Annotated in this window: 23 protein-coding genes and 1 pseudogene; 16 read left to right on the forward strand and 8 right to left on the reverse strand. The window is 41.7% G+C overall.

Annotated elements, in window-relative coordinates; translation table 11 throughout:
* Positions 1 to 58 precede the first annotated feature (58 nt).
* From P5683_RS02545 to P5683_RS02580, 8 genes are all read left to right on the forward strand, one after another.
* Positions 59 to 199, forward strand: a complete 141-nt coding sequence (locus tag P5683_RS02545) for a hypothetical protein (protein ID WP_006623921.1) — start codon at positions 59 to 61, stop codon at positions 197 to 199.
* A gap of 571 nt (positions 200 to 770) precedes the next feature.
* On the forward strand, positions 771 to 1,769 hold the full coding sequence (locus tag P5683_RS02550) for a helix-turn-helix domain-containing protein (RefSeq protein ID WP_315639397.1): 999 nt from the start codon (positions 771 to 773) through the stop codon (positions 1,767 to 1,769).
* A 489-nt stretch (positions 1,770 to 2,258) separates the two neighbouring features.
* The gene (locus tag P5683_RS02555) at positions 2,259 to 2,690 is read left to right on the forward strand and encodes a hypothetical protein (RefSeq protein WP_006623923.1); all 432 of its coding nucleotides are present in this window, start codon (positions 2,259 to 2,261) and stop codon (positions 2,688 to 2,690) included.
* A 133-nt stretch (positions 2,691 to 2,823) separates the two neighbouring features.
* Positions 2,824 to 3,114, forward strand: a complete 291-nt coding sequence (locus P5683_RS02560; protein ID WP_228116387.1) for a hypothetical protein — start codon at positions 2,824 to 2,826, stop codon at positions 3,112 to 3,114.
* Positions 3,115 to 3,150: 36 nt separating this feature from the next.
* Entirely contained in the window at positions 3,151 to 3,315 is a 165-nt protein-coding gene (locus tag P5683_RS02565; protein WP_006623926.1) for a hypothetical protein, read from the forward strand.
* A gap of 7 nt (positions 3,316 to 3,322) precedes the next feature.
* Entirely contained in the window at positions 3,323 to 3,478 is a 156-nt protein-coding gene (locus P5683_RS02570) for a hypothetical protein (RefSeq protein ID WP_006623927.1), read from the forward strand.
* Positions 3,479 to 3,616: 138 nt separating this feature from the next.
* On the forward strand, positions 3,617 to 4,039 hold the full coding sequence (locus P5683_RS02575; protein WP_006623928.1) for a hypothetical protein: 423 nt from the start codon (positions 3,617 to 3,619) through the stop codon (positions 4,037 to 4,039).
* Positions 4,040 to 4,081: 42 nt separating this feature from the next.
* A complete protein-coding gene (locus P5683_RS02580) occupies positions 4,082 to 4,465 on the forward strand; it encodes a hypothetical protein (protein WP_006623929.1) in 384 nt (127 codons plus the stop codon).
* A gap of 134 nt (positions 4,466 to 4,599) precedes the next feature.
* Here P5683_RS02580 and P5683_RS02585 read toward each other — a convergent pair whose 3' ends face one another.
* From P5683_RS02585 to P5683_RS02605, 5 genes are all read right to left on the reverse strand, one after another.
* Entirely contained in the window at positions 4,600 to 4,965 is a 366-nt protein-coding gene (locus tag P5683_RS02585; RefSeq protein WP_006623931.1) for a hypothetical protein, read from the reverse strand.
* Positions 4,966 to 4,970: 5 nt separating this feature from the next.
* Positions 4,971 to 5,675: a 1-acyl-sn-glycerol-3-phosphate acyltransferase gene (locus tag P5683_RS02590; protein WP_006623932.1), complete on the reverse strand. Its 705-nt coding sequence runs from the start codon at positions 5,673 to 5,675 to the stop codon at positions 4,971 to 4,973.
* A 99-nt stretch (positions 5,676 to 5,774) separates the two neighbouring features.
* Positions 5,775 to 6,248, reverse strand: coding sequence for a tRNA adenosine(34) deaminase TadA (tadA, locus tag P5683_RS02595; protein ID WP_006623933.1), 474 nt, complete (start codon positions 6,246 to 6,248; stop codon positions 5,775 to 5,777).
* 12 nt (positions 6,249 to 6,260) lie between these two features.
* Positions 6,261 to 6,530, reverse strand: coding sequence for a tetratricopeptide repeat protein (locus P5683_RS02600; protein ID WP_228116386.1), 270 nt, complete (start codon positions 6,528 to 6,530; stop codon positions 6,261 to 6,263).
* Positions 6,484 to 8,076 carry a tetratricopeptide repeat protein gene (locus P5683_RS02605; protein WP_193520869.1) on the reverse strand — a complete coding sequence of 531 codons (1,593 nt, stop codon included), beginning with the start codon at positions 8,074 to 8,076 and terminating at the stop codon, positions 6,484 to 6,486. The genes P5683_RS02600 and P5683_RS02605 overlap by 47 nt, the downstream gene beginning before the upstream one ends.
* A gap of 148 nt (positions 8,077 to 8,224) precedes the next feature.
* Between P5683_RS02605 and P5683_RS02610 the strand changes: the two genes are divergently transcribed.
* The 7 genes and pseudogenes from P5683_RS02610 to P5683_RS02640 all read left to right on the forward strand — a co-directional run bounded on the left by P5683_RS02610 (position 8,225) and on the right by P5683_RS02640 (position 18,387).
* The gene (locus P5683_RS02610; RefSeq protein ID WP_315641735.1) at positions 8,225 to 9,316 is read left to right on the forward strand and encodes a glycosyltransferase; all 1,092 of its coding nucleotides are present in this window, start codon (positions 8,225 to 8,227) and stop codon (positions 9,314 to 9,316) included.
* Positions 9,317 to 9,432: 116 nt separating this feature from the next.
* Positions 9,433 to 11,535: a sulfotransferase gene (locus P5683_RS02615; protein WP_187757860.1), complete on the forward strand. Its 2,103-nt coding sequence runs from the start codon at positions 9,433 to 9,435 to the stop codon at positions 11,533 to 11,535.
* 130 nt (positions 11,536 to 11,665) lie between these two features.
* Positions 11,666 to 15,169, forward strand: a complete 3,504-nt coding sequence (locus P5683_RS02620; protein WP_315641732.1) for a methyltransferase domain-containing protein — start codon at positions 11,666 to 11,668, stop codon at positions 15,167 to 15,169.
* 82 nt (positions 15,170 to 15,251) lie between these two features.
* A complete protein-coding gene (locus tag P5683_RS02625; protein WP_187757863.1) occupies positions 15,252 to 16,220 on the forward strand; it encodes a glycosyltransferase family 92 protein in 969 nt (322 codons plus the stop codon).
* 223 nt (positions 16,221 to 16,443) lie between these two features.
* Positions 16,444 to 16,632, forward strand: a complete 189-nt coding sequence (locus P5683_RS02630) for a glycosyltransferase family 2 protein (RefSeq protein WP_315641731.1) — start codon at positions 16,444 to 16,446, stop codon at positions 16,630 to 16,632.
* Between the two features lie 45 nt (positions 16,633 to 16,677).
* A pseudogene (locus P5683_RS02635) lies at positions 16,678 to 17,022 on the forward strand (glycosyltransferase family 92 protein); the annotation flags it as partial.
* 546 nt (positions 17,023 to 17,568) lie between these two features.
* On the forward strand, positions 17,569 to 18,387 hold the full coding sequence (locus P5683_RS02640; protein ID WP_315644828.1) for a class I SAM-dependent methyltransferase: 819 nt from the start codon (positions 17,569 to 17,571) through the stop codon (positions 18,385 to 18,387).
* A 393-nt stretch (positions 18,388 to 18,780) separates the two neighbouring features.
* Here the strand turns inward: P5683_RS02640 and P5683_RS02645 are convergent, their stop codons facing one another.
* A complete protein-coding gene (locus tag P5683_RS02645) occupies positions 18,781 to 19,065 on the reverse strand; it encodes an HU family DNA-binding protein (RefSeq protein WP_048895214.1) in 285 nt (94 codons plus the stop codon).
* An 80-nt stretch (positions 19,066 to 19,145) separates the two neighbouring features.
* Here P5683_RS02645 and tnpA point away from each other — a divergent pair, with 80 nt between their 5' ends.
* Positions 19,146 to 19,544: an IS200/IS605 family transposase gene (gene tnpA / locus P5683_RS02650; RefSeq protein WP_048895213.1), complete on the forward strand. Its 399-nt coding sequence runs from the start codon at positions 19,146 to 19,148 to the stop codon at positions 19,542 to 19,544.
* Positions 19,545 to 19,843: 299 nt separating this feature from the next.
* On the opposite strand, the gene P5683_RS26365 is transcribed toward tnpA, so the two are convergent.
* Both P5683_RS26365 and P5683_RS26370 read right to left on the reverse strand, forming a co-directional pair.
* Positions 19,844 to 22,090, reverse strand: a complete 2,247-nt coding sequence (locus P5683_RS26365; RefSeq protein WP_396442549.1) for a glycosyltransferase — start codon at positions 22,088 to 22,090, stop codon at positions 19,844 to 19,846.
* The gene (locus tag P5683_RS26370; RefSeq protein WP_396442550.1) at positions 22,074 to 24,665 is read right to left on the reverse strand and encodes a tetratricopeptide repeat protein; all 2,592 of its coding nucleotides are present in this window, start codon (positions 24,663 to 24,665) and stop codon (positions 22,074 to 22,076) included. Before P5683_RS26370 ends, P5683_RS26365 begins: the two co-directional genes overlap by 17 nt.
* Between the last annotated feature and the right edge of the window lie 19 nt (positions 24,666 to 24,684).

The raw sequence follows: 24,684 nt of genomic DNA on the forward strand, positions 1-24,684 counted from the left end.
CCCGGACTCATGAGGTACGTTTCCAAGCCCCTCTCTCTTTCTGGGAGAGGGGTTTGGGGTGAGGGCCGTACCTTATGGAGATGAGAACGGTTATGGCGCGGCGGGAGAAGGTTTTATCCGCATGGCTTTAACTAACAAAGAAAGCCGCATTCAAGAAGCCATAGACAGAATGCGAAATGCGGGGATAACTTATCAGTAAAATCACTCCTTAGTTACACCACCCAAAACCCTCTCGACAGAGGGAAGGTTGATTATAGCAGTTCCCGGACTCATGAGGTACGTTTCCAAGCCCCTCTCTCTTTCTGGGAGAGGGGTTTTGGGTGAGGGCCGTACCTTATGGAGATGAGAAACGCTATAATATTTTCCTGGGGAGGTGAGGAAGTAGCCGAAACCCCCCCAGTCCCCCTAAAGGTGGTGGCAGGAGTCTCAGAAACTGCCCCAATTACAGATAGTTCCAGGAGAATGCCCGAATATATCAAGGATAACCAAAAAACTGATATATGCCCGCACATTTTCCCATGCTTCTAGTATATGTCAACTTATGGGAGTTTGTCAAGAGGAAAGATAGAATTATCGGGCATAAATTTTGGTAGGATGAAGACACATTGAACCGTTGTATCATCAATGATTGGGTGTTACAACTAATCCCCATCTAAATTTTGGTAGGATGAAGACACATTGAACCGTTGTATCATCAATGATTGGGTGTTACAACTAATCCCCATATATTGAAGCAGATTATGGTCAACCGTATAGATCTGTATCACCCGATGTGTGCCCAGTACAACGTTCGTCGGGCCTTGGCGCTAGACTCTCAGAGTGAAGTATTACCCACCTGGATAGAGGGGTTTCATTTAGGAGAAGGAGTATTTCGCATCGAACATCGAGAAGTAGCTTTTCCGGGGATAGAAATAGCGCATTTTTTCACGGAAAATCTGTTTAGCGATCGCCATGTAATTCCCGAAGGAGAAACCCATTTTTCCCTGGGCTTGTATCCCCATCATCCCATATTGTCTTGGATGGGCTATACAGACCCCATTGGTAATGCGATCGCCGTTCATCGCAGCCAGATCGAATATACATCAGGTTTTCCCCCCGGTTGGCATGGTTTATATATTTGTTTTAATGATGAACTCCTAGCCAACCTGGACCTATTACCAGAGAAATTTTGGGAAAATAGCCAGGACCCGAATCAAGCAGTTTTGACCGTCCACCCGATTAGGTTTGCCAACTTCACCAGATTTATGCAGCAGTGGTTTCCTACGGCTGAATGTCTGTATCGTCGAGGTCTTTTGACTCCCCAGGAAGCCGCACTGTTGCGAGAAAAATTTTTGTGTCAGTTTCGGGAATTATTAGACTATACCTTTGAACAGCGTGGCGATCGCCAAATTTTCAAACCCACTCGACGGTATTGGATCTTTGCCACAGTCCAGGCCATGATCGACAGTAATTTAGCCAAAAACTTCACCAATGAGGAGTTATGTCAACAGTGTTGCATTTCCCCCAGAGCCATGCAATACGCCTTCAAAGAAATTACCGGCGTAGGGGTACAGCAATATATTCGCGCCCGCAAACTGAACGCCGTCCGGGAAGAACTTTGCGGACCTAGTGCAGACCCAAGCACCATTTATGCGATCGCCAGCGCCTACGGCTTCTCCCACATGGGCAGATTTTCCGAGCAATTCTATCGTTGCTTCGGGGAATATCCCTCAACCCTGAAAAAGTTGCACAAATCGGATATAAAAATGAGAAAAAGTATGATATCCTAGTCAAAGACGCGATCTAAATATCGCGCTTATCGCCAATAGTTAGAGCTTTCAATAACATTGTTAGCTTGCTTCAGGGTCTAGTCAAAAGCACTCCTAAACTATCCCTAACACTAGGGATAGTTTGGGAAGGCTTAAAAAAGGCATCATCCCTGTGATGTTGTTCTGTTACGGGAGTCTCGGTTGCGGGGAAGTCAACTAAGACGGGCTTTTTGATTCAGAATCCCCAACATCCCTAATTCTGACCCTGATTTTGCCACACATCCCATCAATAGAGAATGTTCTAGGCTGGCGATCGTCTAATCTGCCTTCTTTTCTTTAACCCAGTTAACATCCGAGTTTTCCCAGATGGTCAAGTGCAACCGTAAAAAGGGCGTTTGATTTAAAAAAAGCTGAAACCCTTGCCAGTAAATAAATTAATCAGTTTTTTACTACACAATGCAACATCTGCTTGATATGCGACCGAGTTGACCCGACGGAGAATATCGAGCAATGCTAATTACCGAAAATTTAGAAGCCATCATTGAGGAACAAACAGATGAAACCAGAAATTTTGTATTAAGGACGACTATTGTTCCCCAAATTGGGGTAGCAGTCTATGTTCGCAAGGGAGATATTGCTCACGATTTAGATATTGTTAATGTTCGCTATAATCCCGAATCGAATCGTTTACATTTATTGGTTCGTAATAGTGGACAAGCCAGTGTGATTGTGCAACCAGAATGGGTAATTTCTCAAGGAAATCAGGAAATCCAGAGTGGTCGTGGTGTAGATACTACGGTGATTGCGGAAAAAGAACGTTTGGTTAATATCAATTATAATCAACCCCTTGAACCGGGAGATTATCAAGTTTCTGGAAATTTGGGTTGGGGAGTAAACCGGAATACAAAAATACCATTCAGCGTAACATTAGCCGTTCCTTAACATGGTGATGAATGGAGTATATTATCAGTAAAATACTGCCATAATATGACAGCAATTAAGGCAGTTTTAACACTGAGTTATACCAAATATTTATAAGTGTTTATTTTGGGGGAGTTGTTTACCCTGATGGCTGTTGAAAATTTGTGGATACAATCTGCTTGTCCCAGACATCACAGAGGAAATCACCCCAGAATCACCGGAATTCACGATTTTTATGATTGGCTTAAATGCTGGTAGGCGCAATTTTAAAACTGGGGTATTTGTGCGCGGGTCAGTAACGGATAATGAGGTGATAAATTTTGGGGATTGGCTAATTCCTTATGATGAAGTTTTGCAGGTCATAAAGTTTACATCTACAGTTATATCAGATAATGAAGTCGACTTGCGATCGCCTTTTAAAATTGTCCGCCTTAACCTCGATTAAATTCGCAACTACCCCGAATTAGGGTTAGTCCTTTCTGTGCAAGATATTCAAGACTTATTTGATATTGAATCAGAATTTAGTTTTCGGGAATATGCAATTATTTTTGATGTCCCCGAAGTCAGAAGGGGGAGAAGAACCAGCCGGGAAAGACCGCCAGTAATTTTAGAAGGATTGCCAGAAATTTCCCCCCCCCAACTTTAACATTGGTATGATAGAACAGCGGGTTAATCTTACCAAAAACCAAGGTGTTGACCTGAACAACACAGGTCGCCTATCCGCCGTCGGAACAGTTTTAGATAGTAGTTGGTTTCTCACGCTTAATCAGGGAGACATAACCGACAGCGAAACCTGGCGATTATCCTAATTTCAAATCATCCGCCAAACTGAATCTAGCGATTATTTTTTAGGTTCTCAACGGAGATTTTGGCGAGACCAAAGGACTACAGGTGACTTTTGGGGATTTACTACTATTCAAAGGCGGGGATATTCTCCTAGTTCATTATTGGGTAGTGGTGCCGCCAACCCTCGCCAACGTTTGCAACCAGAACAAGTCACCCCCACCATAACAGGTAATGCTGAACCAGGAACTTTAGCACAACTGGTATCGAGTCGTTATCGTGGGGAAGTCATAGCAGAACAGTTTGTCGATAATTCTGGCTTTTACCGTTTTGATAATGTTCCTGTAGGTAGACAGGTTGGCAGAAATTACTATGTTTTACTTTACCCTGGCGGTTCTCTAATTAGTGAACCCATCATAGAAGAAGCTAGGTTTACCATTTTACCAGAACAACTGCCTCAAGGAGCATCAGCATTAGTAATTTCTGGGGGGTGGCAGCGTCGTTTTAATCCCGGTCATGATTTTTGGGGAGAACTCAACGAATTTAATGCCGGAGTTTCTCAGCGTTGGGGGATAACTGAAGATTGAACAGTCGGTTTAGGTGGCATTTATGATTCATCTACCCGTGGTTTGGCGGAAGTTTTTTATCAGCCTAAAGGAACACCTTTGCGAGTAGGTATTTCTGGCTTTGTGGGGGATGATGCTAATATTAATGCCGATGTGGTTTGGGATTCTCGACAATTTTATGCAACTTTCAATAGTGACTTTGATATAACTTGGTATAGTCTCAACTGGAGACTTGGGCGGGGATTGACATTATTTGGGAGTGGGGATTTAGATAGGTCTTCGAGTTTGGGTCTGCAATATTTTTGGGGTAGGCGCAATTTTTCTACTAATATCCGTGTCAGTGTTGATACAGATGAAACCATAAATTGGCATCTTAACCAACGTTTCGGCAACTTTTACCTAATACTATTACTATTGATGAAAATTCGGAGACATTGGAGGAGTTAAATATACAACTACTAGATTAATCTGGTGGTGGAGGTCTTCGGTTCCTTCCCGGAAAGCCATATATATGCCGCCACATTTTCCCATGATATAAGTATAAGTCAATTCCTAGGATTTGTCAAGAGAAAAGGGAATCTTTATCTAACTTCCCGAAAAACCTGGGAATGATTGAGCCAAATTTGGGAAATAAACTCTCGAAAACGTTGATGGTTTCTGGGTAACATTTCCTGCTTTTGTTCTGGGGGATTTAATGCGACTAAAAAAGGTATTACTTCTGTATCCAAAGCTACCCTAAATAACTCCCAGGGCCAAATCAAATCAGCACTGTCTCGCAAATCATAGCAAAGGGGCTGATTTTCTGTGGTCAATTCCACGAGCATTAAGGGACGCACCCAACAGACTTGGCGCAGGATAACGACTTGAATTACCTCGGCATAAAGAGAGGTATTTTCAGCATCAATAGCTACAATTTGACCGGAGTTAAATTGAGGTAAATTATTCATATATACTACAAACTATCAATCTCGATTAAAGCCTGATTTAAGTCTGACATCAACCTGATAGATTCTTTTTTTGCGGGACCTGTGGCATATTTTTTGACTTCTAGGGGTTTCCCAATTGTGACGTTAACTTCAGAGCGCCAATGGGGAATATTGGGGCTATAATGGATAGATATAGGCACAATCTTAACCCCTAAATTAGGATAGTGGGATTCAGCCTGAATTGCCAAACGACCTAATCCGGCTTTGAGAGGGTGAATTTGGTGATCCCTAAAAATGCCTGCTTCTGGAAAAATCACTAACATTTCTCCCTGGCGCAGTAAATCAACGCCATATCGCAAAGTGGCGATCGCTGGATGTTTTTGATTAACCGCAAACCCTCCGATTTGGCGAATAAACCACCCTTGAAGTCCTTGCATTTCATCAGCAGTTACCATAAACCGCGAATCTCGTCCAGTGACATAAGGACCTGTTGCAAATGGTACAATAAAAGCATCCCAACGAGATCTATGGGTAGGCGCTAAAATCACCGGACCATCTTTGGGTAAATTCTCCTGTCCGGTGACGGTAATCTTTTTAAAATAGAAGGGAAGAACCCCATAGCGTCCCAGGGGATAAACAATAGAAGTTAACCAATGCGCGACACCAGAGGATTTAGTCTGGCTAGAAGGAGATAAATTAGACCAGGGTTTAATCGATTGAACTGTTACCATGACAATAATTTGGGATTTCTAAACTCTATAAGTCTAAGGTAAATCCTTTAACCCCCTCTGTCATGGCAGAGGATGACAGTTATTAGATTGTCTCAATGGTTACATATTAGCGCGATGTTGAGCAAACCAGGATTGCAGTTGTTGGCGACAGGATGATTCGAGAATACCCCCTAGGACAGGGAGACGATGATAGGAGGCGGGACTGTCTGGAAGATTGAAAACGGTGCGAATGCTGCCAGTTTTGGGGTCGTCGGCACCATAGACCAATAAACCTATCCTAGCTTGAATAATGGCTCCTGCACACATGGGACAGGGTTCTAGGGTGACATACAGGGTGCAGGTGTCTAAATGCCAATCTCCTAATACCTGACTGGCTTGCCGTAATGCTATAATCTCAGCATGGGCGGTGGGGTCTCGATCGCGTTCCCGGCGATTTTCCCCCTGGGCAATCAGTTTTCCCTGTTGATTGACAATGACTGCACCGACGGGGACTTCTCCGGCTTCTCCTGCTGCTGCGCCTAGTTTTAAGGCCTGTCGCATCCAGTGACTATGGGTGGTGTAGGTTGGCTGCATGGGAAACTCTGGCTAAGGTCGCCTGGAATGTTCATCAGTCACCATGGCTTCTCCTAAATTGCGATAAAACCACAGGTGAACAGGTCCCGGCTGGAGGTCTATGGCTTTTTGATAATGAGCGATCGCTAATTGGGTTTGACCCTGGCTATGCAAAAGCTGTCCCAACTCCTGATGGAGATCAGGGTTGTTGGGACTGGCTTGGAGTAAATGCCGATAATGAGAAATCGGATCGGTTTTAGAGGCTACCTTTTTTTTTTGCGATCGCCTGCTTGAGAGCATCATAACCCTCTTCAAATTCTGGGTCAATGGTGATGGACTGTTTGAAATGAGCGATCGCTTCCTCTAAGCGTCCTTCCTCAGCCAAGGCTTGTCCCAGGTGATATTGTACATGGGGAGAGTGCGGATTAAGTTCGCCAGCTTTTCGATAAGCTATAATTGCCTCATCCCAGCGTTGACTCTGAGCTAGGGTATAACCTAGTTGATGATAGGCTACGGCTGACTGGGGATTGAGAATACAGGCTTGGTGAAATCCTATGATCGCATCTTCGATTTTTCCCTTGCTTCTGAGAAACTGTGCAAATTTTTCGTAGGATTCGCTAGAATTGGGATGAAACTCATGGCTTTCGCTATAGGCGGCGATTTCCTCGTCTAGGTGGCGTTGCTTGTCCTGAACTTCCTGTAGATGAGTTTGAATTTCAGCCTGGTTGGGGGGATTAAGATATAAGGCTTTTTGATAGGTGGCGATCGCCTCCGACCAATGGTAAAGTTTAGTCAAGACCTGACCTAAATCAAACAGGACTGGGGTGGAAGTGGGATGCAGTTCGGAAGCCTTTTGATAGGCGGCGAGTGCTTCTGATAGGCGATCGCATTTGGTTAAAGCCTGCCCTAATTGATGGTAGAATGAAGCAGAGTTAGGATCGACTTGGGTGGCTTTTCGGAATATATCAACGGCGGCTTCCCATTGATTTAATTGGGTTAAAACCTGTCCTAGGGGTTGCAGAATTTCTACCAAATTTGGGTCTAACTCCAAGGCTTTCTGATAACTCTCCGCCGCTTCCGATAGCTTTCCACTATTGGCTAAAGCTGTTCCCAGGTATTTATGACTGGTGGCTGAGTTAGGATCAACAATACAACAGCGACGGTATAGGGTGGCTAATTCCTCCCAACGTCCTTGGGACTCCAGGACTGTTTGCAATTTGGGCAGGGCTTCTGATAAATTGGGATTAAGTTCGTAGGCTCGACGATAGGAGGCGATCGCCTCTTCGGTTTCTCCCAAAGCCTCCAAAGTTTGACCCAAACTCATATAACAGTCAGACCAATAAGGGTTTAATTCTAACCCCTGACGATAGGCTGTAACTGCTTCTGAATATTGCTGTTGTTGGTGGTAGGCTTTACCCAAGCTGTGGTATAGTTCGGCATCATCGGCTGTTAACTCAATGGCTTTTTGCAATAGGGAAACGGCCTCCTCTGGGTGGCCTTGTTTGATCAGGACTAGGGCTAAATTGTGGTAAAACTGCCAGAAATATGGGTCAAGTTCAATAGCCTGGCGGAAACAACGAACGGCTTCTGGTAGGTTACCCTGTTGATTTAGGAGGGTTCCCAGATTATCATAAGACCAGGCAGAATTAGGGTTAAGTTCCGTAGCTTGACGGTAGGCTGCAATAGCTTCGTCGATTTTTCCCTGTTGGCTGAGGGCTTCTCCCAAGTTATGATAATACCAAGCTGATTTAGGACTGGCGGCGATCGCCTGATTGTAGGATGCGATCGCCTCGTCTAACTGACCTTTTCTTAGGAGTTGATTGGCTGTGTCGAAATAACTGACGCTCATGTTAGGATTTTTGACTATATTTTGATATGGAAGAACAGATGATTGATATTTGTTGGTTATGACCCGCCCTAGAGAATGACCCACAGTTTAACTGGATGTTCCCATCCCCTTACTCAATCGAGCCATCCCTCCCAATTGTACATAATTTATGGAATTTGACCGCCAAAAATTAGAACAAATCGACTCGGAGTTAGAGCGATCGCAGTCGTGGCTAGAACAAATCTCCCACCAGATGGAACAGTTACCCGCCCAGGGTAGTCCATCCCCGGCAATTATACCACCTAGCTTACCACAGCGAAAATCTATTTTATTTTATCGAGATTATCGGGGACTAACCGGAGGTCATTTAAAAGTCTGGGATTATTTTAATCATATTCTCGATTCCCCGGACTACCTACCCCAGATTTATTTTTCTCCCGAAAGTGCGATCGATGCTAATAACCCGTGGTTCAATATTGACAAACAACTAATTTTATCTCAACCGCTATCAGATCCCCACATTATCTTTATGGACGGTATGGACTGGGAATTTTTATCAGCCAGCCAGCGCCACAACTCCCCCATACCAATTATTAATCTAATTCAGCACATCCGGCACGCCTACCCAGATAATCCCCGCTATCAGTTTCTCAACCATAAAGCGATCCGCATTTGTGTTGGCCCAGAAGTGGGAACCTATCTGGCAGAATCACGTCGAGTCAATGGACCCCTGTTTATTATCCCCAATGGCTTAGATACCAGTAGTTTCCCCCAACCCCGACCCGACCCCCAACGGGATATCGAAATCCTGATTTCGGCCCTTAAACAACCGGAACTAGGCGAACAGTTACAACAAAGGTTAGCAGCAATGGGCTATGGGGTGCAACTGCTGACATCCCTAATTCCCAGAAGAGATTATCTACAGTACCTCAACCGTGCTAAAATTACGATACTCCTGCCTAACCGCGAAGAGGGAGAGGGATTTTACCTTCCCGCCCTAGAAGCCATGGCTATGGGGACTCTTACCATCTGTCCAGATTGTATAGGGAATCGGTGTTTCTGTTTTCCCGGTTACAATTGTCTGCGACCCAAGTATACTGTGGAAGGACTGTTAGAATCGGTCAAAGAGGCGATCGCCTTTTCTGAGGTGCGGAAGTCTCTGGTCAAAAAAGCAGCCTTTCAAACGGTCGCTGAACATGGTTTAATGAAAGAACGGACAGCATTTATGGAAATCCTGAACCATCTGGAGGATTTATGGTAAACTCCCACCGACTGGCGGGCGAGGCTGTCAGGGTTAGTAGCTAGTCAGTTATGAACCTTAATAAACGCTATATTTGCCATTCACTTATAAACTAAAGATAAACCGACATTTATACCATGCCAGATAAAAAGAGCGAATCCCAGGTTTTAATTATGACAGGAATGCACCGTTCAGGTACATCCTTGACCGCTTCATTATTGCAAAGTGCTGGGTTGCACGTTGGTCGTCGGCTAATGCAGGGAACTGAGTTTAACCCCAAAGGCTACTTTGAGAATATTGATTTTTTTGAATTTCACCTAGATTTATTGCGATCGCAAGGTGTTAATATAGATGGTTGGACATTACAAGAAAACCTGGATGTTCCCGACGAGTTTATCGACAAAGCAAATGCCATTGTTGACAAAAATTCTCTGAGTCATATTTGGGGATGGAAAGAACCTCGGACGACACTATTTTTAGATTTTTGGGCGCAGTTATTACCTGATGCTAAGTTTCTGTTGATTTACCGTTCTCCGTGGGATGTGATAGATTCTCTGTACCGCCGAGGAGATGAAATTTTTAGAAATCAACCCGAACTAGCAGTTAAATATTGGATATTTTATAATCAGAAAGTCTTAGATTTTTATAATAAATATGGTGATAAATGTTTATTGGCAAACATAGAAACAATTGTCAAATATCAAGATAAATATGTAGCGGAAATTAATCAGAAATTCGGGATAAATCTAACTAATCCTTCTCCGGCGGTTTATGATGATTCCCTAATGCAAGCCAATATATCAGAAGATGGTCAACGTCCCAGCTTAATAGATTATTATTTTCCTGAAGCCATAGAAATGTATCAGGAACTAGAGAGTCGGGGATGGCATCCTAATCAAACTCCAGATTTATCATGGAATAATCAGATTAAGTCTTCTCCCTATATGGCGTGGGCTTTTAGAGATTGGGCGAATTATCGACTGTCCGCCGCCGAAAATAAGTCTCTTAGGGTTGAGTTAGAAGGGACTCAAGCTAAACTTGAAGAAACTCTGTCTCAGTTAAACCCAACTCGCGATGAATTGGAAGAAACTAGGTCTCAGCTACAGGAAACAGAGTCGATTGTAGAACAGTTCAAATCTCAGTTGGAACAAACGGAAGGGGTTCTAGAAAAAACCCACAGTCAACTGCAAAAAACTGAGTCAATTTTACAGGAGTCTCACAATCAACTGACAGGACTGCGATCGCAGTTTAGCCAAGTTCAGGAAGAACTAGAACAAGCCAAATCACAGTTAAGTCAAACTCAATGGGACGTGATGAAATATCAATCCCAACTACACCATACGCAGGAAGAACTAGAACAGGCGGAGCAACAAAACCGGGAACTGAATGAGTATGAGTCTCGGCTGATGAAAACTGAGATGATGTTGAGTCAATCAAGACTAGAACTGGAGCAAGCGAACAAAACCCAGATGCGAACTATTGCCCAACTTCATTATACCCAAGGGAAACTAGAATATTCGGATCAGTATCTAGCAGAATTAGAACGACTTGAGCCACAACTGGAGAAAACTGAGATCCAATTGAGTCAGTCTTTGCTTAAACTTAACCAGGTTGAGAAAAATCATCAGCGAACTCTGGTACAATTACATCAAACTCAAGGGAACTTGGAGACCTGTCAATTGTATTTAGCTGAAAGTCAGCAACAACAAACCCAGTATAAAAATCAACTGGAAGAGTGGAAACGACTTGGGGAAGAATCAATTGAACAGCAAGATGAGATGGAAAAAGCGATCGCTCAGTATCAGGCAAAATTGCAGGCGACGGAACAGGAGTTAGAATCATCTCAACATCAACTACAGCAAACCCAAGGGGAGTTACAACGGTCGCAAAAAGCACTGAATAAAACGGAATTGGAAGCTGAAAAGTTGCGGTTTTATAAAATGGTTGCTAATTCTTCTAGTGAACAGAGTGAGGAACGAAAATATCAGCTTTTTGTCTGGGATGCTTGGTGTGCTTATCAAGTTGGAGATTTGGGGACAATGGCTCAATGTTTACAGCGATCGCTTAAATATTCTCCCAAGTCCAAAACGGAAACTCTCAGCCATTGGTTGGAGAACTTCAGTCAGTTTGCTAAGGAAAAAGGAGTGCCATTTGACACAGCTTCTCTAACGAGTTCTGAAGAATGGAAACAACTTATGAAACGTGCGATCGCTGTGAAGTCTTTAGTGATACCAAAATAAGGTTTTCACCTCTTTTTTTCATAATAGCAAGTGGCTATAAAGTGAATTTCATAACATAAGCTTCTGAGTCCTGGATCATGAAACTTTGATAAACCTGTTGTTGATTATCTGTAAAAATATCTAATGAAATATGACTATAACTATAGCGACAAGTATCCATGTGCATCATTTAAAATATGATAATCATCTGATATTAGGATTTATACTTGACTCCCCCAAATCTGATATAGTGGTTTTCAGTAATCAAATTAATGTACGTGGGTGGGTATTGGGAAAAAAATCGGCAGCTGTTGCAGTTGAAATCGTTCAAGATGAACAAGTTTTGGCACAAAGCTATGTCAATATTCATAGACCCAAAGTTGCTCAAAATTACCCAGACATTGCTAATTGTCAATCTAGTGGATTTGAATTTAATCTGGACTTAAAGGAATTTTTACTGGGAAGTCAGAATTTTTATCTACAAGTTGTCCTGGAAAACCATGCCATAGTTCCAGTTATCATGCTTGATGTCAATCGTTATAAGCATAAACCAGTGAAAAAAACATTTTTTATTCATGTTGGTAAAACCGCAGGTACTTCCTTTAATTATTTTTTGCAAAAACATTTTTACGGAGAAGATCATTGTGAGAAGTATAAAAAAATAGATAATTTAGAAAATTTAAACCAATTGAAAAGTTTTGACTTTATTTCAGGTCACATCAGGCTAGAAGATTTTTACAAAAATTTTGAGCGTCAAGATTACTATCTGGTAACCATCTTGAGAAATCCCATTGAGCAACTAATATCTAACTTAAATTGGGTAATTTATATTAGCAATGACTTAGAATCTGAATTTTTCAATTCTCATCCACAATTTATTCAGAAAATGTCGCTAGATATCAGATCAAGAAATATCCATAATAATTATCAAAATTTGATCCAAGTTTTATGTGACTATAGAGGTATGTTTCAAAATAATCAATCTAAATACTTTCGACTAAATAAAGATTTGAAACCTGCTGAAATTATTGATAACTTAAATGATTTCGATTTGGTAGGCATTACCGAAAACTATTTTCAATTTATTAGCGACTATATAGATTTGGTTGGCTTGAATATAAACCCAGAAGTACATAGAGAAAATAAAAATGTTATGCCAGCAATCTCCAAAGATGAGTTACTGAATTATACAGAATTTGTAGCATTTTGTGATGACTATAACTCAGTTGACATACAAGTTTATAATTATTACAGCCAAAAAAAACATCAATTAATAACCGATAGTTCGTCAATTACTAATCAGCCTATAAAATTAAATATCAAAGCTGATAATTTTCCTAAATTAGAATTGTTGAAAATTAATGGAATACCTAAAATTGAAACCATGGAAAATCAAATTGAAAAAATGGTAAGTCGTTTATCGCAAATCAAAAATGAACTGAAGTCAATGTCTAGCTTGACTTCAAATTCACTAGAGTTAGCTGCCTATATTGAGAAAGTTCCTGATCATCAATTGTCACAGGAGATTGTAAGTATTGCAGTCCATTCTCAGGCTTGTATCAGTCAAATGGAAATGGTGCTGGCTGAATCTCAAAATCAGCTTTATAGAACAGAAGCAATTTTAGCAAAAAATCAAGAACAGATTTACCAAACTCGAATCAACCTGAAAGAAAATCAAGAGAAGTTATGGAGAGTTAAAATCCAAGTTAGGCAGTTAATGGAGCACTTAGATAAACTTCAACCCATTTCCACTAATGAGAATGAGATAGTTTATACTATTAAATGTATGGTTAATCAATTATGGGAAATAGTGTCTGTAAAACACATTCCCATTCGACGAGTCTATATCCGAGGATGTCCCCGTTCTGGCAACACACTAATGTTACTTTTGTGCGGTGCAGGTTTTAAAAATAGTCATGTGCTAACAGCACAGGATATACCAATACCAAGTAAAAGTAATCCCCAAAAAATTACTTTTGGGACATTTCCAAGCCCAGAAAATTTGACTTATAAGCAAGTCCAATCCGAACATTTTTTAGATGTGGAGGATGCAGCGATCATTTTTATGATTCGCGATCCCAGAGATGTATTGATTTCCGAACATGGAGCAAAGCCTGGTGAACCCTGGATCAAAGATCCGAAACGATGGATTGACAATGCCCTAATCCTCAAAAAAGTCAAAGAACATGAACGAGTGCTATGGATTAAATATGAAGACTTGGTAACTAAGCCTGATGCCATACAAGAAAAAATGGCAGTGCAATTTGGGTTGGAAATAAATCGACCTTTTTCTGACTGCTGGAAACATTTTGAGCCAATTTCCCCGGGTTATTTAAAATCCATTAAGGATATTAAACCACTAGAACCAGATAAAATAGGAACTTGGAAAAAAGACCCTCAAAAGATGAACTATGTTACCCAAAAACTATCTGAAAGACCGGAAATTTATGATTTAATGAAGGAATTTGGATACTTACCGCAAAATGATTTAAACCTTAAACCTATGATACAGCTTAACCAAAGACAAGAAATCAAGCCTCCCTTATTGGCCAATGGAGCAGTTGAATTTTTGCAACAATTTTTGCAGCAAAATCCCCACGCTCGGGTTTTAGAATTTGGAAGTGGTGGCTCTACGGTATGGTTTTCCACTTATACCAAAAATGTAGTTTCGATAGAACATAATCCAGAATGGTATGATAGGGTAAAGCGGGACTTGGCTAAGTATGATTGTTGTCACCCGGTCGATCTGAGGTTGATGCCTCTGCCCTATCATGCAGTCTGTGAAGATTTTCAGGATGAATCTTTTGATCTGATTTTAGTCGATGGACGCAACCGAGTTCGGTGTGCCCAAGCAGCTATCAGAATTTTGAAGACAGGCGGTATACTAATGTTAGATGATGCTCAAAGACCTTATTACCAGCGCGTTCATCATTTATTACAAAACTGGGAATATAATCGCAGAATTCATCCACAACGCCAAACTGACTGGTGGGTTAAACCCCCTAATTTTCAATCCACGGATTCAGATTGGTCTAGGATTTGGCAACAAAGTCCCATCCGCCTCTATGCCGGTTCTCTGTCTCCCAAAGCTAAACAGGATGGATGGGTCGGGCTGGCTCATCATCGTTCCGATCAATGGCACATTAAACATGATTTAACCAAACTTATGCCCATTCCTGATGAAGTAGTGGACTGTTTCCAAGCTGAGGATGTTATAGAACATATGGAACCTGCTGATTTGTTGGCTGTGACATTTCCTGAGATTTACCGGGTGATGAAGCCAGGGGGTTTTATTAGGATTTCAGTGCCAGATTATCGATGTGATTATTTAATTAATCGATGCTGGAAAAATGAACAAGGAGAACCTTATTATGATCCCCAGGGGGGAGGAAAATGGGACGCTAAACGTAAGCGGGTAACTCCAGGAGGTCATGTTTGGTTGCCGACTTATGAAAGATTGCGATCGCTGATTGAGTTATCACCCTTGCGGAACTGTAAAGCCAATTGGTTGCACTATTATGACACCAATGGTCAGCCAGTGATGCATGATATTGACTACTCCAAAGGATATATCATGCGAACTCCTGATCATGATAATCGTGTCAAAAATCCACGTCGCCCCCTGTCTATAGTAGTGGATTTGTACAAAGATTAAACACTAAATAAAAATAACTGTTTTTATTGTGCCGAGGAAAAGGTTAATGAGAGAAAAATGTAGGTTTAGCATATGTGCCATTATGAGAGACGAAGGCTGTTATTTGATGGAATGGCTGGAGTTTCATAAGTTAGTTGGTGTTGAACGTTTTTATTTGTATAATAATAACAGCGTAGATAACACCCAAGATATTGTAATTCCCTATATTCAAACTGGCGAGGTAATTTTCCACGACTGGCCTATGCATCCCGGTCAAATTTCTGCCTATGAACATTGCCTGAAGCATTATGGTAGAGAATCTGAGTGGATGGCATTTATTGACTTAGATGAGTTTTTATTTGCGACCGAAAAAAACGATATACGAGAAGTTTTAGAAGAATTTAAAGATTATCCGGCAGTTGTAGTAAATTGGTTATGTTTTGGTTCTTCTGGTCATATCAAAAGACCTAAAGGTTTACAGGTAGAAAACTACACAAAACGAGCTCCAGATAATTTTGAATCTCATAAAGTTGTTAAATCAATTATTCGTCCTGATAAAACATTAGGTTCAGCCGGTAACCCTCATGAGTTTACTTACTTAGATGGTTTAGCTGTGACCGAATCTAAGCAACCTTTACTAGGAGGATCTCGGACTCAGATATCTTCGGTAAAAAAGCTGCGAATTAATCATTATAAAACTCGTTCACAAGAAGATGGTGATTATAAGACCAGACGTGGAAGGCCCACTACACTGCAACCCAGAAATCCACAGTTATTTAAGGCTTATGATCGCAATGATATAGAAGATTTAACAATTCAACGCTTTCTTCCTCAGTTAAAAAATGCTATAGCAGAGCGTGAACGTATTCTTAACTATGAACTTCTACTGAAGCAGCAGGCTCAAACTCCCAATCAGTTAGCGTTTGACTATCAAGAATCTGATCTGATAGACTTTTCCAATAGTAAGTTAAAGCGGTCTTTTCAACAATTGCAACAAATTCAAAAGGAACTTGCTCAATCTAAATCTTGGCTTGATCATCTTGAAGATACCTCACTGATAGTTTCAAATTAAAAGTGATGTTAACTGGAATAATTTGGAAACCAAGGGACTTGTCAGAGGCAGGATATTACCCGACATGGAAATTTTTGACTAATCTGATATTATGGAACTAATTGATGTGAATTGGGAAAGATGTTACTAATGATTCATAAAAGTGGCTGACTTATAATCACATACAAGTATTAAGTATAATAATGCTATTAAAATATTTAACCCCATCAATTTAATCAAGTCAATGAGTTCTAAAACTATTCTGTGTACCACCGCCAAAAATGAGTCTCCATATTTAGTAGAATGGATAGCTTATCATCGATTCATTGTTGGCTTTGATGAAATTCTAATTTATGACAACGATAGTCAGGATGATAGTTTAGATCTGCTTCAAAAACTAGCAGCATTAGGGTTATGTAAGTTTCAAGAATAGCCAAGAGTACCTGGTCAGCCACCCCAGCAATCAGCCTATAGCCATTTCATTCAAACTTACAAGGATTTATTTGAATGGGTTTGTTTTCTAGACATGGACGAGTTCCTGGTTTTAAAGCATTTCAAGTCTATTCACGACTGCATTAAATCGTTTGAAAGCAGAGCAGATAGCATCCTGGTTAATTGGCTTATGTTTGGCTCTGGGGGGCAAAATGAGTATCTCCCAGAACTGGTAACTAAAAGATTTGTTAAATGCGCTCCCAGTAATCATGTAGTTCACAAACACGTTAAATGTATATCAAAAATTGACACTATAAAAAACTGCGACATTCACATACCCGTTTTAAAGCCTGGATCAACATATTTTCATATTGATGGGACAGAATTAAAATTTGGGAACAACCCAACCGGGGAACATATTAGAGAGCAAGGTTATATTAATCATGAACCGGGACAGATTAACCACTATCAGTCTAAGTCTTTGCAGGAGTACAAATGTAGAAAACTTAGAGGAAGAGCTACCGTTAATGAAAGTTCACCCCAAAGCCGTCTCAAACCCGGAGATTTTGATAGTCATAACTCTTATAGTAACGCATTAGAAAACCATGATATTTTGGCTCTCACCCTAGATTTAGAAAATCATGTTTCATCAATCTATACTTCCTTGGGAGTAAGACAGCAGTATGAGCAAAAATTTATGATATTTATTCAGTCCGAAGCGCAAAGGTATGATCGTCTGCATAATCAATCTTATGCACCTTTAGAAAAATCCAGCTATGATCCGCCAAAGGTAAATGGCAAAATCAAAAATCCCAGAGAAAATGAGCGTTTTTTATATTATAAAAGTATCTTGACTAATCTAGTCGATATGAAAACTAGCATTGGTCTAGAAATTGGAGCATTTGACCGACCTTTTGTGCCACCATATCAAGGAAAAATGCACTATGCAGACTATAGAACTACACAAGAGTTAAAGGAACTGGCAAAACGAACTACTGGTCATAATCCTAATTTTGTAGTGGATGTGACCTATAATCTGTCAGAAATAACTCTCAGCGATATCCCTGGAAAATACGATTATATCGTAGCTTCTCATGTGGCTGAACATACACCAAACATGATTGGTTTTCTGAATCAAATTTCTGATTTATTAACTGATACTGGTTTAGTATTTTTGATAATCCCTGATCAACGTTATACTTTTGATTGTTTGAAACCTTTAACCAGCTTGGGGGAACTCTTAGAAAACAACTGTAATAAGTTAGAAAAACCTGCTTTTCGTCATGTATTTAACTCTCGCTACTACAATCGACCCGTGAAATCGGCTGATGTGTGGGCTGGCAAAATAAACAGTAAGTCACTTTCTCGCATTCCTCAAGATATTAATAAACTTATCTTGGCAGCCAAAAAGTCTAGTGAATTCTACATTGATACTCACTGCAATATTTTCACGGATTTCCATTTTTATGATGTGATATCTGAGTTAATAAAATATAATATAGTTAATTTTTATAACGCGAATGTTTATCAAGTAAAACCGGGATTTATGGATTTTTTATGTATTCTATGGAAAGCAGAAATAAAAAACTCAGATATTTACAGTTTATTTCCAGACTTAAAAACCAGATTGATAAATGATCATGGAACTGTGCAATCGCAAACTATAGCAATGAATAGTTTTCCCAACTTAGAATCTATCAGAACCAGTTTGAAAGAATATCAACACAAACTGATGAGAATTGTAGATGAATTATAGTGATTTACAGTAAGGTTAATTTGTAAAAAAATCCATACATGAATGTTTAGTCGTGGAATGTGAAATCCGACTATTTATGTTATGTTAGGTGAGTCTCGGCAAGATGTCACTGATAATCTGATCTACCATGTCGCCGGTGCAATATTGACAAAGGAATCTCATTCCTGTCTTCCATATTAACCAGAATCAAAATTTCTATTTCACATAGACATCACCACGGTTTTGGTTAATTTTTGATTCTACAATGATACGATCGCCATATCACCACATATAAAACAGATATGGTTAAAATTTATAGAGTCGCTCCCAAAATGAAAGCAGTAGGGCGTATATAATACGCCCCTAAAGTTCTGTAATAACAGGTTATCTCTGTTAATAGTTAATCAAATGTTGTTATTCTGAATCTGCCTCTTCTGTATCCTTAGAGGGTTTAATAACTCGGAAGTTAACGACTGTACGTGCTGGGACTTCAGTGGTTTCACCAGTTTCTGGGTTGGTTTTGGTTCTTGCTGGTTGCTCTTTGGGGGTAAATTTCCCTAAACCTCTGACGACAACTGGCTGACCACTCTCAATTTCCTGAGAGATAGCACTAAAAGCCAAGTCTAAAATAGCTCTAACTTTTTTCTTGGGAATTTTGGCTTCTTCGGCGACGCGCTGGACCAGTTCATTTGTTTTCATACCCAAAAACTCCTATGATTAGGTGGGAACAGCCAGATTATTGTTCTGTCAACTGACTTTACTATAAAAACTTTTTGTCTATGTGTCAAGTCTATAGACACAATCTAACAACAAAATCTTTGATTAACTACCACTTTGTTTGGAGTTCTAGGCGCAAACGTAAGGTACTCAAGGGGATGGTAGCGATTAGACTTAGGGAGTTAATGGAAGAAGTGTGTCCAGATTTGGAGGTCGAAATCCTGACTCTGGATATACAGCCTAACTATGTCCACGCATTTTTGGATTGTCCGCCGACCCTAGCCCCGCATCAGATTATCCATCGAATCAAAGCCTATACAGCCCGTCACCTCCGTAAAGAGTTTGAACATTTGCTGGTGCTACCATCAATATGGACTCGTTCCTACCTAGTTTCGACATCGGAGACCATCTCTCAGGAGATTATTGAGGATTATGTCAAACACCAAGGAAAAACAGGATGAAACACCACCCAACAGATCAGTTGACAACTATCAATGTCTGGGCTGTTGAAGTTGATAGACTATCTTGGTTAACCCAGTTATACTGTGGTATGCTACCGTAAGACAAATATCAATAGATGGGTTGGATTCTGAATCCTTGAAATTGATAGAAAGCAAGAATGAGAAGGACTTAGACTTATACTTTAAAGCTCAGTCAATTTTTGAGAGACGACTGGAAGAGATGATGTAATTGTTGGGGTTCCGGTAATTGACAAAGGTGTACGGAAGAAGGTTGGGTCCCTTCTTCCATGGGTGTCAATCTAATCGTCTGAGCTACCATGTCGCAGGTGTAATGTTGACAAAGGAATCTCATTCCCGTCTTCCATAGTAGCCAGAATCAAAATTTCTACTTCACTGGGTGTTTCACTGACATCAATGGTTTTGACGAAGCCACTATCAATAGCATGGGGAACATCTGGAAATACTTTGGCGACATCATCACGTTCCTGGTTCATTTTGGATTCGCCAAGGACACGATCGCCACAGATAAACTTGATTAGTTTAGCCGGAGAGTGCTTACCAATCACCCATCCCTGAATCAGCATATTTTCTTCATTGAAAGGATGGTGTAGCTTGGGTGAGTCGATCGCACACCCTAAAAGCGCCTCCTTATCCTCAGACATTGATATCGCCACCACTTGATTGTCATCATTACTCAGACGAATACCATAATCTTGTCGTATGCGACTCAGGTTAGGGTTATAACAGGGGTCATTTTTGAGTACATCTCTCCACCGCTGCTTCATGATTTTAGATTCTCGTTTAAACCGTTCTTCTTTTTCCGGGGTATCCTCATAACCGCGACTCTTAGACTCATAGTGATATAAAACCACATGGGGTAGATAAATATTCCGATATCCTCGGCTGACCAACTTTAAGCAAAAATCCACATCATTAAATGCAACTTCCAGCTCTTCATCTAACCCCCCGACTTCCTCAAATGTCTCTCGCCGACACATCAAACAGGCTCCGGTCACGGCGGAGTAATTATTAACCGTTACCAGTTGGTTATAATAACCCAAATGATGAGCCAGATAACCCTTATGGCTGTGACCTGCTACGCCGCCAATTCCCAGGACAACGCCAGCGTGTTGAATGGTATCATCGGGGTAGAGTAACAAAGTACCGACAGCACCAATAGAGGAACGTTGAGCCTGTTCTACCATGGCTTCTATCCAATCGGGGGTCAATACTTCGGTGTCATTATTTAGAAACAGTAAATAATCTCCCCTAGCTTTAGTTACGCCATAGTTATTAATTTGGGGGTAATTAAACGGTACATCGAACTCGTAACAGCTAAAGCGTTGGGGTTCTTTTTGTTTCCAGGCGTTGATAATATCGAAGGTTTCTTGTTCATCACTGCCATTGTCAATGACGACGACTTCATAGTTAGGATAAGTGCTTTTTTCAAAAATTGACTGTAAGCAATGATTGAGAGTAGTTCCCAGGTTGCGAGTGGGGATAATAATACTGACAAGTTTGTGTTCTTCGATGTGATAGCGAACAGTGTATTGACCGGGGAAATTCTCATGATCGGAAACAATTTGCGCCTTTTCCCCGCAACGAGCAAAGGACTCATTTAAGGCTTTTTCTGCTGCTATATAGGCGTAGAGTTTACTGTTGGGGTCGTAGGCGGTGGAGCCGCTATGCTGTCGCCAACTGTAGAGAATTTTGGGGATATGGAAAATCTTATTAGTTTTCTCAGTAACGCGCAAGACCAAATCATAGTCTTGACTACCTTCGTAACCAATTCGGAAGTTACCGACTTGATTAACCAGTTCCCGGCGATATACTCCTAAATGGCAGGTATACATCCGTGCTAAAAATGAGTCAGGACACCAATCAGGTTTAAAGTATGGGAACACCCGTTGACCGTACTGGTCTAATTTATCCTCATCGGAATAAATCATATCAGCATCAGGATTTTCATTAAGTACGAGTGCGACCTCATAGAGTGCTTCTGGGGTAATGACATCATCATGATCTAAGAGTGCTATATATTCTCCGATCGCCAATTCCAAAGCCGAATTAGATGCCGCACAGATGTGACCATTTTCTGTCCGAAAAGCGACCTTAATCCGGTTATCTTTTCTGGCATATTCTTCCAGCAGAGGTTTAATCCAAGGTTCGCTGGAATTATCATCAGCGATACACAGTTCCCAGTAGGGATAAACTTGGTTAATCACTGATTCTATAGCTTTTTTCAGGAACTTTTCCGGGGTATTATATACCGGCATAATCACGCTAATTAGCGGCTTATATCCGAGATAATTAACCGCCTGAGACATTTGCCGTAAGTCAGCGGGTCGGGGCAAATTTTCTCGGAGCCACTGTTCATAACTTTCTTGATCAATGGGAAACCGTTGCTCAGACGGACGGGATTTTTTCTGAGTCGGAAGAATCGGTTGCTCAGACGGACGGGATTTTTTCTGAGTCGGAAGAATCGGAGTTTCCCGGAAAGTTTCTTGAGGAATAAATAGGTCTACCCCCTCATTTTTTTTTTTCAATCACCCGTTGTAGGCGAGAAGCGATCGCCCTATTGTCAGGGTCGAGGTCTTGAGCCATTTGGTAAAAAACGATCGCCCCATCCAACTGAGTTTGTCGAGCCAGAGTATCAGCCAACTTAACATAGAGTTCCGAATCATCAGGCTTAATCTCGATCGCCTTATGATAGGTATCCACATTATCTGGTTCCTGTTCCATCACCTGAAGATAACATCCCAGAGCCTCATCTAAATCGCCTTTAGCGCGTTCTCGCAGTGCATCAGCCAGTTTTTGTTGAATCCCAGGTAAATCCGACTGTACAGCCATGGCGGCGCGATATCCCTTAACCGCCTCTTCCCAATTTTGAAGTCTAACCGAAACCTCTCCCAAATTATAACTAGACCAGGGGAACTCTGGATTCAAGCGCGCCGCCTCTCGGTAAGCCGTAGCCGCCTCTGACCAGCGTTCCAACTTAACCAGAGCCTCCGCCAAACTGTTGTAGGACCAGGAATAATCCGACTTAATCGCGATCGTCTTTTGATAAGCCTCAACCGCTTCCGACCAGCGTTCCAACTTAAACAGTACATCAGCCAAACCATTGTGAGACCAGAACAAATTAGCGTCTAACTGATTAGCCTTTTGATAAGCCTCAATAGCCTGATCAAACGCTTGTTTATCGCGCCATATGTCTCCCAACTTTTGCCAAACCTCAGCATTATCCGCCGCCAAATCGGTAGCTTTTTGATAGAAAGCGATCGCCTCATCTAGCTGTCCCGTCTGTACCAGAGCATCAGCGAAACCCTTACACAGCTCAAAATCAGCCCCAGAAGCATCCAAAGCCATTGCTTGACGCAGAACCGGGACCACATCAGCCCAACGTTCTTGTCGCAGCAATACCCGACCCAACCCATAATAGGCAGCCGCCAGATTTTTGTCTAATTCCAGCGCTTTACGATAAGCCGCCTCCGCCTCTGACAAATTCCATTGTTGGTTGCGAAGTTCCCCAATTTGGTAGTATCCCGCCGCCCAATTAGGATTAAGCTGTAATAGCTGACCATAGAGAGCGATCGCCCCATCAAAGTCTTGTTTCCCGGCCAAACACTCAGCCAAACCCTGGTAAAAAACTCCTGATTTCGGGTCTAATTCAATAGCCTGACGGTAAGCCGCCTCCGCCTCTGACCAAGCCTGTCCATAAGCCTTCACCTTACCGATACCATAATAAGCCGGAGCCAGTTGTTTATTCAACTCCAAAGCCCGCTGATAACTCTCATAAGCCTGATCCAGCTTACCCTGAGCGAGGCGAGTATTTCCCAGACGCACATGATCTTCCGGGGTAGCCTTATTCGGTTCCAAAGTATAGGCTTTTTCCAGACATATAGAGGCTTCACCCTCTCGTCCCAGACGTTCGAGAACCTTAGCCAAATTGCGATAGACCCCGGCAAAATTAGGATTTTGAGCGATCGCCTGTTGATAAAAGGTAACCGCTTTTTCCAGGCGATCTTCCTGGGCGTACAAGCTACCCAAATTCGCATGAACCTCCGGGAATTGGGGCTTAACTTCCAGAGCCTTATGGTAGGAGCGCACCGCCGCCTCCATTTCCCCCAACACTTGCAAAGCATTCCCCTGAATTTTATATGCTTCCGCCAAATTCGGGTCAAGTCGCAATGCTTTCTGACAAGCCGAAACCGCCTGTTCCCATTTTTTCATAGCGCAGAATGCCTTAGCCTCTTGTAAAACCGTTTCCGGGTTAACCGGGCGACTAATAGGAACCCCCATTCCCTTCTCAATAGGAACTTGTGGAGATTGACCCACCACCAAAACATCTGGCTGAGGAACTTGCCTCGCAGCAGTTGCGGCCGATAAAGTATCTTGAGGAGTTGACACAGCCGCCGCCAAAGTATCCACCGGGTTAGAAACTGCTGGACTTGGGTTATTCAACTCAATAGCCTTACGGAAATAGGTAGCAGCCTCCTGCAATTTACCCTGTTGTTTAAGGGCTTCCCCCAGGTTTTGATAAGCGGCTGCCAAATTAGGATTAAGATTAATAGCATTTTGATAACAGGCTTGTGCTTCCGCGGCCATACCCTGCTGCATCAGACCATCACCCAAAGCCAGATGTTCTTGAGCGCTGACAGTGTGAGGTTCCAGGGTGTAGGCTTTATATTGAGTTCGGATAGCATCTAAGGGGCGATTAAGCTGAGTCCAGACCTTAGCCAAATTCCGATAAGCCCCAGCGAATTCTGGTTTAATCGAGATCGCCTTTTGATAAGCCGCCTGCGCCTGTTCCCACTGTTGCGATCGCGCATAGAGGCTACCCAAATTGGCATAAACCTCAGCCCAGTTGGGTTGTAGTTCCAGAGCCTTGGTATAATTTTGCTTGGCACCTTCGAGATCTCCCCCTCGCAAGGAAACATCTCCCAGGATTTTCAACCCCACCGCCGAGGTAGGTTGAATCTTCAATAATTGTTCACAAGCCTTACGAGCATCATCAACCTGTCCTTGTTGAAGATATGCTTCTGCTTGTTGTTGCAGGAACTGGACACTTTTTTGAAGGATCTCTTTAGCTTGCATGGTTTGGCTCAGTTCGGACGGACTCATTTTTTAATTCCCAAGGTTC

Source organism: Limnospira sp. PMC 1279.21, from assembly GCF_032349615.1.
In the GTDB taxonomy this organism is placed as follows: domain Bacteria; phylum Cyanobacteriota; class Cyanobacteriia; order Cyanobacteriales; family Microcoleaceae; genus Limnospira; species Limnospira fusiformis.

Coding starts and splice junctions, on each gene's coding strand:
- P5683_RS02550 (WP_315639397.1), top strand. CDS start 771: ATGTGTGCCCAGTACAACGTTCGTCGGGCCTTGGCGCTAGACTCTCAG.
- P5683_RS02555 (WP_006623923.1), top strand. CDS start 2,259: ATGCTAATTACCGAAAATTTAGAAGCCATCATTGAGGAACAAACAGAT.
- P5683_RS02570 (WP_006623927.1), top strand. CDS start 3,323: ATGATAGAACAGCGGGTTAATCTTACCAAAAACCAAGGTGTTGACCTG.
- P5683_RS02585 (WP_006623931.1), bottom strand. CDS start 4,965: ATGAATAATTTACCTCAATTTAACTCCGGTCAAATTGTAGCTATTGAT.
- P5683_RS02590 (WP_006623932.1), bottom strand. CDS start 5,675: ATGGTAACAGTTCAATCGATTAAACCCTGGTCTAATTTATCTCCTTCT.
- tadA (WP_006623933.1), bottom strand. CDS start 6,248: ATGCAGCCAACCTACACCACCCATAGTCACTGGATGCGACAGGCCTTA.
- P5683_RS02600 (WP_228116386.1), bottom strand. CDS start 6,530: ATGATGCTCTCAAGCAGGCGATCGCAAAAAAAAAAGGTAGCCTCTAAA.
- P5683_RS02605 (WP_193520869.1), bottom strand. CDS start 8,076: ATGAGCGTCAGTTATTTCGACACAGCCAATCAACTCCTAAGAAAAGGT.
- P5683_RS02610 (WP_315641735.1), top strand. CDS start 8,225: ATGGAATTTGACCGCCAAAAATTAGAACAAATCGACTCGGAGTTAGAG.
- P5683_RS02615 (WP_187757860.1), top strand. CDS start 9,433: ATGCCAGATAAAAAGAGCGAATCCCAGGTTTTAATTATGACAGGAATG.
- P5683_RS02620 (WP_315641732.1), top strand. CDS start 11,666: ATGACTATAACTATAGCGACAAGTATCCATGTGCATCATTTAAAATAT.
- P5683_RS02625 (WP_187757863.1), top strand. CDS start 15,252: ATGAGAGACGAAGGCTGTTATTTGATGGAATGGCTGGAGTTTCATAAG.
- P5683_RS02630 (WP_315641731.1), top strand. CDS start 16,444: ATGAGTTCTAAAACTATTCTGTGTACCACCGCCAAAAATGAGTCTCCA.
- P5683_RS02640 (WP_315644828.1), top strand. CDS start 17,569: ATGCACTATGCAGACTATAGAACTACACAAGAGTTAAAGGAACTGGCA.
- P5683_RS02645 (WP_048895214.1), bottom strand. CDS start 19,065: ATGAAAACAAATGAACTGGTCCAGCGCGTCGCCGAAGAAGCCAAAATT.
- tnpA (WP_048895213.1), top strand. CDS start 19,146: ATGTGTCAAGTCTATAGACACAATCTAACAACAAAATCTTTGATTAAC.
- P5683_RS26370 (WP_396442550.1), bottom strand. CDS start 24,665: ATGAGTCCGTCCGAACTGAGCCAAACCATGCAAGCTAAAGAGATCCTT.